The sequence below is a fragment of the Streptomyces scopuliridis genome (assembly GCF_042790125.1).
Classification (GTDB): domain Bacteria; phylum Actinomycetota; class Actinomycetes; order Streptomycetales; family Streptomycetaceae; genus Streptomyces; species Streptomyces scopuliridis_A.
Genome location: NZ_JBHTZS010000007.1, coordinates 257229 through 269414 on the forward strand (window position 1 = coordinate 257229; position 12186 = coordinate 269414).

Here is a 12186-nt window from a genome sequence, read left to right on the forward strand (position 1 = left end):
ACCTCAGGAGTCCGGCGACGGCGGCGGGAGCAGGCCGAGGGACTGGGCGCGCATGACCGCCGAGAGCCGGTCGCAGGTGCCCAGTCTGCGGTAGATGCCCTCGATGTGCTTGTGGACGGTGCGCGGGGAGATATGCAGCCGGCGGGCGATCGCGGTGGCGGGCATGGCCTCCGCGAGCAGCGTGAGGACGGTGAGCTGACGCGGTGTGAGCCCCGCCTCCGCCGCCCGCTCGACCGGGTCCGTGACCGAGGCGACACGGGACGGGGCGGGACAGGAGGGCGCGGCGCGGGTGGCGGCGGCGCGCCAGCGCGCGAGGGCGCTGTAGTGGGAGTCGATGCTGACCAGCAGGGGCTGGACACGGCGCGCGTACGCCAGCTCCTCCGCCGTGAAGTCGTCCTGCGCGTGGTGCAGTACGAAGCCTCTGGCGACGCCGGCCGGGGCGGGCAGCGGAATCCCGAGCATATGGGCACCGAGGGTCTGCCGGGCCAGCCGGTGGCTCCGGCTGCGCAGCCAGGAGCGCTCGCCCATGATCTGGCTCGCGGACAGCGGCGTGTGGTCCCGGGCGGAGGTGTAGTGGGCCACGAGGGGGTTGTCGGCGCGCAGTTGCCGGGCGGTCAGCGCGTCCAGATAGTCCTGCGAGAGCGCGTGGGCGGACCTCCACGCGACCACGCGGCCGGTCCGCTTCGCGTAGCTGGCCTGGGAGAGCGAGACGGCCGACGCGTGCGTGCCCCGGGCCAGTTCGGCGAGGACCGAGGACCAGGCGGGCTCCGGGTCCGGGTGTTCCAGCACGGCGACAGCCAGACCGAGCATATGGGCGTAGTCACGCCACAGGACAGACCCCATCGATACCCCCGCGCCCCCGACGGCCGGTGATGGCCGTACGCACCGACACCGATACTCTCCGTGTTCATTCTGCCGTACCCGTCACCGTCTGGGTAGATGGGCCCATGGTGGACCGGAGCGGCCTCGCCACAGGGGGCTCCCGGGGCCTGCGCACAGCCGCCGCCCCGGGAGCCCTGGGCCGAGGGGGGTGCCCGCCGGTGCAGTTGCCGCGGCCACAGCAACTACACGGCGCCCTTCGGCCCCTCACGCCTTCGGGCCGTCGCTCCGGCCGGCCTTCACGCCACCGGAGCAACTGGCCGTCGGGCTGTCAGCAGGGCACGACGTAGTAGACCTGCGTCCAGGTCGCCGTGCCGGTCTGGGGTGCCGTGGAGGTCCAGCGGACACTGCGGTCGGAGTTCAGGAACTTCGCGGTCGTACCGCGGGTCTGGTTGTTGTTGAACGTGCCGTCCCCGGTCCAGGGCAGGCTGTAGGTCCCGCACCGGTAGTAGTCGCGCGAGTCGCCCGGCTTGTAGAGACAGAGATGCCCGTACGCGCACGCGGCGGGCGCCCGGCCGCTCGCCCCGGGCCCGGCCAGATCGCGGGCGTACCGCTGGCCGGGAGCGGCGACGACGAGGTCGCCGCCCTCGATCGCGATCCTGTTGGCGGAGAGCTGCCTGCTGCCGGGCTCTTCGGCGAGATAGCCGTCGACCCGGTCCTGGAGCTCGCCGGCCTGGGCGGGTGTCAGCCCGGCCCGTTGCGTCTGCGCGGTGAACGCCTGGCGGCTGTCGTCCTGAGGAGTCTGCGCCCCGGCGGTCGGGGCCGTCATCAGGCCGGCCGCGAGCGTACCGGCGGCGAAGACGCCGACCGTGGCCCTCAGCATGAACGCGCGGATCTTGTTCATTGATCCCCCTAGAGTCATATGCGCGTGGTCAGGTGCGCGTGGCCGGATACGCGGAACGCTTCACGTTCCGTGGACCCGACGACACTCATGGTGACCAGGGGGGTGCGGCACCCGCAATGCGTACAAGTACGTAGGGAAAGCACCCGCGTTCGGTGCCTGGGGCGCGCGGACGGCGGCGGGGAGGCGGGGTCCGCCTTACGGAGCCGCCTACGGGCGCAGCGCGCGCAGCAGCAGATCCGCGAGATGGTCCGCGACCTGCCGCGGGGAGAGCGGGCCGTCCGGGCGGTACCAGGTCGAGAGATGGTGGACCGAGCCGAAGTGGTAGTCCACCACCAGATCGGCGGGGGTCGCGGTGGAGAAGACCCCGCCGCGCTGGCCCTCCTCGATCAGCGCGCGGAACCGCTCGTGGTAGCGGCGGCGCTCCGCCCGTACCCGCTTGTTCTTCTCCGGGCTCAGATGGTGCATGGAACGGAAGAAGATCGCGGCGTCGTCCAGGTTGTCGATCGTCGTCACGACCACATCGGCGGCGGCGGCCCGCAGGCGCCGTTCCACCGGCTCGTCCGCGTCCGCGTAGGCGTCGAGACGTTCCTGCTGGAGGCGGAGGACGCGGGAGTAGACCTCCTGGAGAAGGTCCTCCTTGGAGCCGAAGTAGTGGTAGAGCGCCCCCTTGGTGACACCCGCCGCCTCGACGATCTCCTGGACCGAGGTGCGGTCGTAGCCGCGCTCGGCGAAGAGCCGGGTGGCGGCGGCCAGCAGTCGCTGGGGAACGGAGATACCGTCCCCGTCCGTCGTTCTGGCCATCTGCCGCCACCTGCCTTTCGCTCCATGCGGTCCCCGTGCCGCGCCCGTGCCGCTCCCGGCCCGTGACGCCTACGGTGACGCCCACGAGAGGGAACGCCGTTCCCGCCCGAGGATCTTCCCACCCGCCGTCCCGCCCGGCTCGGGCAGGACCGCGGTGGCGCGGGGTACGGCGTACGCGCGGACCCGCGCGGTCACTCCCTCCCCGCGTCCTGGCCGTCCCCGACCGCCTCCCACCTCTGCTGGACGCGGTTCATCGTGGCGAGCCAGCGGTCGGGGTCGCCGGCGCGCGCCTGGTAGAAGCCCGCCACCTCGGGATGCGGCAGGACGAGGAAGCGGTCCTCCGCCATGGCGGTGAACAGCGCGTCGGCCACGGCGGGCGGCTCGATGGCGGTGGGGGTGAGCACCAGTTCCCCGGCGGTGCCGGTGGCGGCGAGCATGTCCGTACGCACGCCCTGCGGACAGATGGCGTGCACCTTGAGCCCGCGGTGACGGTAGGTCAGCGAGAGCCATTCCGCGTAGGCCAGCGCGCCGTGCTTGGTCACGCTGTACGGAGCCGCGCCGATCATGGTGAGCAGTCCGGCGGCGGAGACGGTGGAGACGAACCTGCCGCTCCCGCGCTCCAGCCAGTGCGGCAGCAGCGCCCTGCTGGCCCGTACGTGCGCCATGACGTTGACGTCCCAGGCGGCCGACCAGACGTCCTCGCCGGAGAGCGCGTCACCGGCCGAGCCGAGCCCGGCGTTGGCGCAGTAGATGTCGACGCTGCCGCCGAGCGCCTCGCGGGCGTCGTCCACGATCAGGGAGGCGTCGCCGGGGACCGCGACGCCGCCGGTCTCCGCGGCGACGGCCTTGGCCTTCTCCGCGTCGAGGTCGTTGACCACCACCCGGGCGCCTTCGGCGGCGAATCTGCGGGCCAGCGCGGCGCCGATGCCGCCGCCGGCTCCCGTGACCACAACCCCCGCACCGTGCACCGAACTCATCGGGACCTGCCTTTCCGGCGTTCCGGCTTCTCGCCGACGACCTCGCCGACGACCTTGCTCACGACCTCACCGACGGTCTCACCGGCGCCCTCGCCGACCTCAGCAGACTAACCGGTCGGTATGTAACCGGGAAGAGGATGAGCCGGACGGCGCCGCACCGTGCGGCCGGCATCGTTCCGCGCGGCCCTGTGGAGCGCTAGCGTGCGTGGCCATGACAGAAGACCGAGTGCGCGGAGGTAGCGGAATGGGCCTGTCCAGACGGGGATTGCTGGCCGCCGGTGGCGCGATGGGCACCGTGGGGGCCGTAGGCGCGGCGGGTGCGCCCGCCACGGCCGCCACCTCGGCCGCCGCGCACACGGGAGGCGGGACCGGGGCCGCGCACTCCGGGGGCGGAGGCCGGGTCCGCACCGGCTTCGACCGGCTCGCCGCCGACGGCTACCGGCCGCTCGCCGGAGAGAAGGTCGGGGTGGTCACCAACCCCACCGGGATCACCTCCGACGTACGCCACCTCGTGGATGTCATGCACGCCGACGCGCGGGTGAAGCTGGTCGCCGTCTTCGGCCCGGAGCACGGCTTCCGCGGTACGGCGCAGGCCGGCGGCTCCGAGGGCCGCTATGACGACCCCGCCACCGGACTGCCCGTCTACGACACGTATCTGAAGAGCGGTCAGCCCCTCGCGGACATCTTCACCGCCTCCGGGGTCGACACCGTCCTCTTCGACATCCAGGACGCGGGCGCCCGCTTCTACACGTACATCTGGACGCTGTACGACTGCATGGAGGCGGCGGCGCTCGCGGGCAAGCGGTTCGTGGTGCTCGACCGGCCCAATCCGGTGACGGGACGGGCGGCCCTCGGGCCGGTCCTGCACCGGGAGTTCGCGACCTTCGTGGGGCGTCAGCCGATCTCACAGGCGCACGGCATGACCGTCGCCGAGCTGGCGCGGCTGTTCAACGGCGAGTTCCTCACCTCGAAGCCGGTGGAGCTGGACGTCGTCACGATGACGGGCTGGCGGCGCGGCGACTTCTTCGACGCGACGGGCCTGCCGTGGGTGCCGCCGAGCCCCAACATGCCGACCCCCGAGACCGCGTTGGTGTACGCGGGGACCTGTCTCTTCGAGGGGACGAATCTGTCGGAGGGACGGGGCACGACACGGCCGTTCGAACTGCTGGGCGCGGAGGGGATCGGCCGCGAATGGGCCGCCGCGGCCAACGCGCTGGAGCTGCCCGGGGTGCGCTTCCGTGAGGCGTACTTCGCACCGACCTTCTCCAAGTTCCAGGGCAGGACGATCGGCGGGGTGCAACTCCATGTCCACGACCGGGAGTCGTTCGATCCGGTGCGCACCGGCATCGCGCTGCTGGTGACGGCGAAGCGGTCGTGGAGCGGGTTCGCCTGGCGCTCCGACCAGTGGATCGACAAGCTGACCGGGTCGGCGCGGGTCCGAACGCTGATCGACGCGGGCGCGGACACCGACGAGGTGACCGGCGCGTGGCAGAGCGAACTGGCCGCCTTCCGTGCCGTACGGCGGGGCTATCTGCTCTACCGGTGACGACGCGGCTCTACCGGTGACGACACGGCCGATAACAGTCGGTAGCGTCTCGATATCGGAGAGTGTCCAACACGCGCCGTTGACCACGTCGTTCACCGGCCGTGAAAGTGCCTGTCGTGATCGACGAAACTCTGTCCCCCACTCCCACGGCGCCCGCCGCGGACACTCCGGAACACCGGGAGAGTCCGCGCCGGGTGGCCGTGGCGAGCTTCATCGGCAACACCATCGAGCTCTACGACTTCTTCATCTACGGCATGGCGACGGCGCTGGTCCTCGACGACGTCTTCTTCCCGAACCTCTCCCCCCTCAACTCCACGCTCGCGGCCTTCTCCACATACGCGGTGGCCTTTCTGGCTCGCCCGATCGGCTCAATCGTCTTCGGCCATTTCGGTGACCGCGTCGGCCGCAAAACCGTTCTGGTCACCTCGCTGCTGCTGATGGGTGTGTCCACGGCGCTGGTGGGGCTGCTGCCCGGCTATGCCACCCTGGGCAGTTGGGCACCCGTGCTGCTCGTCATGCTCCGTTTCCTCCAGGGCATCGGGATCGGCGGCGAGTGGGGCGGCGCGGTGCTCATGGCCGTGGAGCACGCACCGCGCGGGCGGCGCGGGCTGTACGCCGCGTTCCCCCAACTCGGCCCGCCCGTCGGTTTCTCCGCCGCCACCGGCGTCTTCTGGCTGGTGTCCGCGTCGCTCGACGAGGCGGCCTTCGCGAGCTGGGGCTGGCGTATCCCGTTCCTGCTGTCCTTCCTGCTGGTGGCCGTCGGGCTGGTCGTACGGCTGAAGCTCAGCGAGACGCCGGTCTTCGCACGGTCCGTGGCCGAACGGGCCGCGAGCAGGGCGCCCCTGATCGAGCTCCTGCGGGGTCACACGCGTGAACTGCTGCTCGGCGCGGGCGCGATGGCCGTCGTGTACGCGCTCTTCTACACCTCGATGACCTATGGCCTGTCGTACACCACGACAACCCTGGGCATGCCGCGCAATACGATGCTGGCGCTGTCCCTGGTCGCCTGCCTCTTCCTCGCGGCCGGGATCTGGTTCTCCGCCACCCGCTCCGACAGGGACGGCCGGCGGAGGCTCGTGCTGTCGGGGTGCGCACTGGCCGCGGTCTGGAGCCTGCTGCTGTTCCCGCTGCTCGACACCGCGCGGCCGGTGCTGATGGCGCTGGCCCTCGGCGGCGCGCTGTTCTGTCTGGGCGTGACGTCCGGTCCGATGGGCGCCTTCTTGCCGGAGCTGTTCCCCGCGCGCGTGCGCTACTCGGGCGCGTCGCTCGCGTACAACCTGGGCGGCGTCCTGGGCGGCGCGGTCTCCCCCCTGGTCGTGCCGCGCCTCCAGTCCGGCCTCGGCTCGGCGTCGGTGGGGTGGTACGTCGGCGGGATGGCCCTGGTCTCCCTGCTGTGCGTGCGGGCGCTCCCGGAGACACGGGACCGCGAACTGGGCTGACGCGGGACGCCGCGGCCCGGTCCACGAGTGGCGCTGCCACCCGGGCCGGCCGCGGCGTCCGCGTACCCGGACCGGGCTGCTACCGGTGGCTCGGGAACTCCACCACCTGCTGGTACGTCGGCCTGTTCTGCCAGTTGACCTTCGGATGGCTGATGCCGCCCAGCGCCCGGTGGATGATCGTGTCCGTGCACCACTGGTCGCCGGCCGCGCAGCTGTCGTCGCCCGGATAGACCGCACTGGCGGGCGCCGCCGCCGCTGCCTTCAGGGTGGTGAGCAGCGCGTCACGGCAGGCGCTCAGGGAGCCGCCCCCGCAGTACGTGTCCGGTGTCGGGGCCTGGACCGGATCGCCCAGGACCTGGCGGAGATCCTTGTCGACATATCCCCACCAGCCGTACTGGAACGCGGAGCCGCTGTGCGCGCCCGTCGGGCCATGGCTGGAGGCCGGGGACTCGTCGGTCGGGAGCGAGGCGGTGAGCGCCTGGTAGAGCCCGTCGCCGAGCCCCGGCCTGAACGCGGCCTCGACCAGCTTCGGCCACCAGGCGTCCATGATCCGTACGGCGTCGGCGTTCCCGTACGTGTGCGAGCCCTTCGCCGTCTCCTTGCGCGGGGAGCCCGCCGCACGCCACGACTCCAACTGCTGTACGGCGGTGGAGAGCTGGGGATCGGTGACGGGCGCCGAGCGCAGCACCTTCAGCAGTTCGGGCAGCACCTGCTCGCCGCGCAGATCGGTCACGGCCGCCTCGGCCATCGCCCGGGTGAGGGAGGCGCGGGTGACACCGCCGTCCGCGACCAGCTTCCTGACGCGGCCGTCCAGCAGATCGCCCCGGTGCACCGCGCCGAAGCCGAAGCCAGCCGTGTCGTACTCCTTCGCCTGCCGGTTGTTCCAGGAGATGTAGTAGTCCTGTCCGACCGACTGCGGATGCTGGGCGAAGGGCGTGTACGCGGCGGTGTTGCCGACCGGGTCGAAGTCCTGCCACTCGTACGCCTGCTCGGCCTTGACGGGCAGCGCCGGATCGACGCCCGCCGCCCGCACCGGGTTCGAGCCGCTGTTGAAGAAGGCGGCCGTGCGCGAGTCCGCGTAGAACCAGTTGAAGGCGTAGCCGATGCGGTGCGCGGCCTGCTGGAAGGAGGCGGCGTCCTTGGTGTACGCGGGGTCGTTGAGCATCTGGAAGCCGATGATCGAGTCGGCTTCGTGCCGGTAGGTGCTCCGCAGCGAGGTGTAGGCGACGGGCTTGCCGCCGATGGTCGCGCGGTGGGTGACCATGCCGTACTTGGTACGCCAGACCTGGAGCCGGTAGGAGCCGGCCGCGGTGGAGTCGGCGACGGTCGGCTTCCAGGAGTTGCTGCGCTCCATCTTCTCCATCGGGGTGCAGACGGAGCGGTAGAGGTAGTGCGTGGACGCCTTGGTGGCGGGCGAGCCGTTCGGTTCGCACAGCTCGATGGCGTAGGTGTCGGTGATGTCCTGGCCCGCCGAGGTGGCGCTCCAGGCGTAGTCCTGGCCACGGCCCATCTGGACGTACATGCCGACTCCGGCGAAGGCGACGCCGCGGGCGCTGATGCCGGGGCCCTGGAGTTCCTGGAGCATCATGAGCTGGGGTGCGAAGTAGCCGGTCTGCGGGCCGAAGACGGCCACGGGGTTGCCGCTCGCGGTGTGCTGTCCCGAGACGAGCAGCGCGTTGGACATCCCGCGCTTGGCGGAGAGCGAGCCGGGCGGGACGACACCGTCGTCGAAGAGGCCCTGGAGCGGCTTGAGTTTCTCCGGGGCGGTGACCGGGGCCTTGGCGTTCGTAACGGCCGAGCCGGTCCTGTCGTACACGAGCTGTTCGGCCTGGACCGAGCCGGCGTCGGGCAGGGCGGTGCCGCGCGGCTGGGCGGGCTTGCGCGCGTACGGGAAACGGGTGCCGTCGTGGACGGTGAGCACGGCCTCGGGGTCGTCGCGCTGGCGGAACGACTCCCAGACCTCGGTGCCCTTGACGACGCCGTACTTCTGCTGGGCGGCGAGCAGCGAGAGCGCCGCCTGTACCTCGCCGCCGCCTCCGCCGCCGAACTGGCCGCCGACGACGGACGCTATGGAGATCAGGTCGGTGAGCTTGAAGGGCTGGATCTCACCGACGTTGGTGATCGAGTCGATCTTGCCGGTGAGTACGTACTCGCCGGGGAAGTAGCGGCCGTCCTTGGACTTCTGGCGGTAGGCGTTGATGCCGTCGACATACGCCTGCGCGTCGGCCATGGCCAGCTCGCCCCGCTCGCCGCCGGTGGTCCTGATCCGCTCGATCTGGGCCTCGTACTCCGCTTCCGTGTACGGGGCCGAGGGCCAGAACTGCTGCTCAAGGCCCTGGTTGGCGAGGGCGCCGCCCGCGAAGGAGGTCAGCTCACCGCGCCCGATATGGCGGAAGAGGTCCATCATCCAGAGCCGGTCCTGCGCCGCCGCGTAGCCGGCGCCGAACTCGGTGCCGTAGCGGGTGGTGCCCTTGATGTGCGGGACGCCGGTCTTCTTGTCACGGGTGATCGTGACGTCGTCGCGCGGGGAGGTGACGGATTCGACCTGGTCCGCGGGGACTCCGAAGGAGGCGTCGTTGAAGAAGTCGGAGAGCTTCGCGTCGGTGAGTCCGCCATGACCGGCCACCAGCGCGTCGTACTTGCTCAGCTGGTCGGAGGCATGGGCGGGGAAGGTGCCGAACAGGCGGTTGCCGAGGATGTCGGCGAGGGTGGCGTTGCCGTTCTGGCCGGGCGGCAGGATATCCGCGCACTGGCCCTGGCAGTGGTCGGTGACGGGGTCGGCCGCCGCGCCGCGCGCGTCCGCCGCGGGGGCGGGCGCCCTGGCGGGTTCGGCGGCGGCCTGTGGCAGTGGGGTCAGCAGAGCCGCGCCCAGCGCGAACACCGCGGCGGCGGTGGCGCTGGTGAGTCTTCCGGTGCGTCGTCGCATGGGTGCTCCTCGGGGAGGCCGGTGCGCCGGAGGTTACCGACGGTATGACCGCTCAGCAAGGTGAACATCAGTCACCTTTTCCGAACCGTCACACGCCAGTTCCTGTGAATCGGTATCGAATTCAGCTCGATAACGACCGAAATGCCGGAGTTCATGGATGCCATCTGTTTTTTGATGGAGCCGAATGGGGCAGGCGTACGTCCATTCCTCAACGCCGATGAAGCGACGGAGGTGGCATGCGATGGCCGGATTCCGGAGTCTCGCGAGACAGGTGCGCGACCCGCGATGCGATCTGGCCTTGCGACGGTACTCACTGCGCAAGTGCTTGGAGCGGTTTGCCCCTTATGGGCACCGGGCGACCTGGGATCATCTGTGCGCGAGGCACAGTATCGAGCCCGAGGACAGGGCGCCCGATCCGGTGCGGCTGATGGCCGCACTGGACGAGTTGGAAGAGGCGCGGGCCGTATGGCTCACGTACGAGAGGGAGTTCGCGGAACGGCGCAGGCGCGAGAAGCACGACGGGCTGCGGCGCCCCAAGAGCTTCGACGACTGGCACCGGCGGACCTGGGGCGGTAACGGCGTCGCCCGGTGCGACGACCCGGCCGTGCATCCGTCCGAGTCACTGGCCGAGGTGCTGCGCCGGCTGATCTCCGGACTGGAGAGGGGCCCGGGGGCCGGCTGCCCGGTCTGCGCGGACCATGACATCGTCTGGCGTTCCGACCTGGCGGGGGAACCCTGGTCGGGACCGGTCTGCATGGGCTGCGGCATCGTCGTACCGCTGCCCGTCCTCACCTCCGAGGCACTGGTACGGGCGAAGCGGGTGCGGTTCAAGGATCTGGCGTCGGTGGCCTGACGGGGCCTGCGGGGGCGGACACCGGAGACGGCGCGCCCCCGCGGTATCGGTGACGTACACGACGGTGCGCCGGTGTCATGCGCCGGCGTCAGGAACACTCGGGCTTCTTCGGAGCCCGGCGCTCCGGGAGCAGGCGCGAGCCCGTCATGCGCTCGCCGAAGATGTCGTCGGGATTGGACAGCACACAGGTTTCCAGGGACAGACAGCCGCAGCCGATGCAGTCGGTCAAGTGGTCGCGGAGCCGGCCGAGTTGCTTGATCCGCTCGTCCAGCTCCGCACGCCATGCCGCCGAGAGCCGGGCCCAGTCGTCCCGGTTGGGGGTGCGCTCCTCGGGGAGTTCGGCCAGGGCGTCCCTGATCGTCGCGAGCGGGATGCCCACGCGCTGGGCTGCGCGGACGAAGGCCACGCGGCGCAGTGCGTCGCGCCCGTAGCGGCGTTGGTTGCCGCTGGTCCTGCGGCTGCTGATGAGCCCCTTGGACTCGTAGAAGTGCAGGGCGGACACGGCGGCGCCGCTGCGCGCCGACAACTGGCCGACGGTCAGCTCATGGATCTTCTCGGGAATCTGTGGCACCCCGCCCACCCTATGCGCGGCGCCCGGTGTCCGCCCCGGGTGACGACTCGTGACGCCTCTGTCCGCGTTGACAGGAGTGCGCCCGCCCAACATGCTGAGCAAGCGCTTGGACAGAAGCGCTTGACGGATTCATGGGCTGGAGAGGCAGGGAACAGGGACATGGCCGAGCCGAGGATCTTCACCTCCGCCGAGGAACTGCGCGCCGGGGTCGGTGAGCAGTTGGGGCACAGCGAGTGGCTGGAGATCGACCAGAAGCGGATCGACCTCTTCGCCGAGGCCACCGGTGATCACCAGTGGATCCATGTGGACCCGGAGCGGGCCGCGGCGGGGCCGTTCGGTACGACGATCGCGCACGGCTATCTGACGCTGTCGCTGCTGCCCGCGTTCGTACCGCAGATCCTGCTGGTCGAGAACGTGAAGATGGGCATCAACTACGGGACCAACAAGGTGCGTTTCCCCTCGCCCGTGCCGGTCGGCTCGCGACTGCGCGCGTCGGCGGTCCTGACGGATGTCACGGAGGCGGGCGGCGGAGTGCAGATCACCACGCTCGTCACGGTCGAGCGCGAGGGCGGCGAGAAGCCGGCCTGTGTGGCGGAGTCGGTGTCCCGGTTCTACTTCTGAGGGAGCTGCTTCCGTACGGCGACCATGCGCAGGACGAGGTCGGCGTAGAGCGCGCCGACCTCGTCGGGGGTCCGGGCCCCCGCCGCGTTGAACCAGCGCGCCACATCGATACAGAGCGACAGCACCGCGAGCGTCGTGCCCGGCACATCGGGAACGTCGAACTCCCCGTCCCGTACGCCGTCGACCAGGATGCGCCGCACCGTCGCCGTACTGCGCCGCCGCAGTTCCACGATCTCCGCGCGGTGTTCGGGGCCGAGCGCGTCCAGCTCGTACTGCACGACCCGCGCCGTGGTGTGCCCCTCGGCGTGCCAGCGTACGAAGGAGCGGACGGCCTCGGCGAGCCGCTGCGCCGCCGTGCCCTCGCCGTCGGCCGCGGCCGTCAGCAGCGCCAGGGCCTTGTCGTGGCCGATCCGGCTGATCCGGTGGAGCAGCTCTTCCTTGGTCTTGTAGTGGATGTAGAGCGCCGCCGGACTCATCCCGGCGCGTCCGGCGATATCGCGGGTGGTGGTGGCGTGGTACCCACGCTCGGCGAACGCCTCGACCGCGGCGACCAGCAGTTTTCTGGCCGCTTCCGGGGTGACCTCACCCCACGGCGCGTTCTCGCCGTCCGCTGTCCGCTCCACCGCGCGCATCGCTCACCTCGTCCCGTTCCGTCCGGCTCACCCGGCCCGCCCGGCCCACTGGGCGGGACGAACACCATACCCCGAGGGTGAGCAAGCGCTTAGAGCC

The 12186-nt window shown here is 71.0% G+C and carries 11 protein-coding genes; 4 read left to right on the forward strand and 7 right to left on the reverse strand.

From position 1 onward, the window contains the following. Positions 1-3: 3 nt before the first annotated feature. The 4 genes from ACFRKB_RS14130 to ACFRKB_RS14145 all read right to left on the reverse strand — a co-directional run bounded on the left by ACFRKB_RS14130 (position 4) and on the right by ACFRKB_RS14145 (position 3501). Entirely contained in the window at positions 4-843 is an 840-nt protein-coding gene (locus ACFRKB_RS14130; protein WP_383105944.1) for a response regulator transcription factor, read from the reverse strand. Positions 844-1150: 307 nt separating this feature from the next. Beyond that, complete coding sequence (locus ACFRKB_RS14135) at positions 1151-1723, reverse strand: hypothetical protein (protein WP_383105946.1); 573 nt, start codon at positions 1721-1723, stop codon at positions 1151-1153. Positions 1724-1930: 207 nt separating this feature from the next. Continuing rightward, the gene (locus ACFRKB_RS14140) at positions 1931-2524 is read right to left on the reverse strand and encodes a TetR/AcrR family transcriptional regulator (protein ID WP_383105947.1); all 594 of its coding nucleotides are present in this window, start codon (positions 2522-2524) and stop codon (positions 1931-1933) included. A gap of 191 nt (positions 2525-2715) precedes the next feature. Then, complete coding sequence (locus ACFRKB_RS14145; protein WP_383105948.1) at positions 2716-3501, reverse strand: SDR family oxidoreductase; 786 nt, start codon at positions 3499-3501, stop codon at positions 2716-2718. Positions 3502-3745: 244 nt separating this feature from the next. Between ACFRKB_RS14145 and ACFRKB_RS14150 the strand changes: the two genes are divergently transcribed. Both ACFRKB_RS14150 and ACFRKB_RS14155 read left to right on the forward strand, forming a co-directional pair. Next, positions 3746-5047 carry an exo-beta-N-acetylmuramidase NamZ family protein gene (locus tag ACFRKB_RS14150; RefSeq protein ID WP_383105949.1) on the forward strand — a complete coding sequence of 434 codons (1302 nt, stop codon included), beginning with the start codon at positions 3746-3748 and terminating at the stop codon, positions 5045-5047. Between the two features lie 119 nt (positions 5048-5166). After that, a complete protein-coding gene (locus ACFRKB_RS14155) occupies positions 5167-6486 on the forward strand; it encodes an MFS transporter (protein ID WP_383106047.1) in 1320 nt (439 codons plus the stop codon). 79 nt (positions 6487-6565) lie between these two features. Here the strand turns inward: ACFRKB_RS14155 and ACFRKB_RS14160 are convergent, their stop codons facing one another. Further along, positions 6566-9412 carry a penicillin acylase family protein gene (locus tag ACFRKB_RS14160; protein ID WP_383105951.1) on the reverse strand — a complete coding sequence of 949 codons (2847 nt, stop codon included), beginning with the start codon at positions 9410-9412 and terminating at the stop codon, positions 6566-6568. A 241-nt stretch (positions 9413-9653) separates the two neighbouring features. Here ACFRKB_RS14160 and ACFRKB_RS14165 point away from each other — a divergent pair, with 241 nt between their 5' ends. Then, positions 9654-10265: a hypothetical protein gene (locus ACFRKB_RS14165; RefSeq protein ID WP_383105952.1), complete on the forward strand. Its 612-nt coding sequence runs from the start codon at positions 9654-9656 to the stop codon at positions 10263-10265. An 88-nt stretch (positions 10266-10353) separates the two neighbouring features. Here ACFRKB_RS14165 and soxR read toward each other — a convergent pair whose 3' ends face one another. Next, entirely contained in the window at positions 10354-10836 is a 483-nt protein-coding gene (gene soxR / locus ACFRKB_RS14170) for a redox-sensitive transcriptional activator SoxR (protein WP_383105953.1), read from the reverse strand. Positions 10837-10995: 159 nt separating this feature from the next. Here soxR and ACFRKB_RS14175 point away from each other — a divergent pair, with 159 nt between their 5' ends. Continuing rightward, positions 10996-11457: a MaoC family dehydratase gene (locus ACFRKB_RS14175; protein WP_383105955.1), complete on the forward strand. Its 462-nt coding sequence runs from the start codon at positions 10996-10998 to the stop codon at positions 11455-11457. Here the strand turns inward: ACFRKB_RS14175 and ACFRKB_RS14180 are convergent. Next, positions 11448-12089, reverse strand: coding sequence for a TetR/AcrR family transcriptional regulator (locus tag ACFRKB_RS14180; protein WP_383105956.1), 642 nt, complete (start codon positions 12087-12089; stop codon positions 11448-11450). The two genes, ACFRKB_RS14175 and ACFRKB_RS14180, sit on opposite strands and share 10 nt — an antisense overlap. Between the last annotated feature and the right edge of the window lie 97 nt (positions 12090-12186).

What these genes read in the sequence shown, in the direction of transcription:
- ACFRKB_RS14130 (WP_383105944.1), bottom strand. Translation starts at nt 843, where the DNA reads ATGGGGTCTGTCCTGTGGCGTGACTACGCCCATATGCTCGGTCTGGCT.
- ACFRKB_RS14145 (WP_383105948.1), bottom strand. Translation starts at nt 3,501, where the DNA reads ATGAGTTCGGTGCACGGTGCGGGGGTTGTGGTCACGGGAGCCGGCGGC.
- ACFRKB_RS14150 (WP_383105949.1), top strand. Translation starts at nt 3,746, where the DNA reads ATGGGCCTGTCCAGACGGGGATTGCTGGCCGCCGGTGGCGCGATGGGC.
- ACFRKB_RS14165 (WP_383105952.1), top strand. Translation starts at nt 9,654, where the DNA reads ATGGCCGGATTCCGGAGTCTCGCGAGACAGGTGCGCGACCCGCGATGC.
- ACFRKB_RS14135 (WP_383105946.1), bottom strand. Translation starts at nt 1,723, where the DNA reads ATGAACAAGATCCGCGCGTTCATGCTGAGGGCCACGGTCGGCGTCTTC.
- ACFRKB_RS14175 (WP_383105955.1), top strand. Translation starts at nt 10,996, where the DNA reads ATGGCCGAGCCGAGGATCTTCACCTCCGCCGAGGAACTGCGCGCCGGG.
- ACFRKB_RS14180 (WP_383105956.1), bottom strand. Translation starts at nt 12,089, where the DNA reads ATGCGCGCGGTGGAGCGGACAGCGGACGGCGAGAACGCGCCGTGGGGT.
- ACFRKB_RS14140 (WP_383105947.1), bottom strand. Translation starts at nt 2,524, where the DNA reads ATGGCCAGAACGACGGACGGGGACGGTATCTCCGTTCCCCAGCGACTG.
- ACFRKB_RS14160 (WP_383105951.1), bottom strand. Translation starts at nt 9,412, where the DNA reads ATGCGACGACGCACCGGAAGACTCACCAGCGCCACCGCCGCCGCGGTG.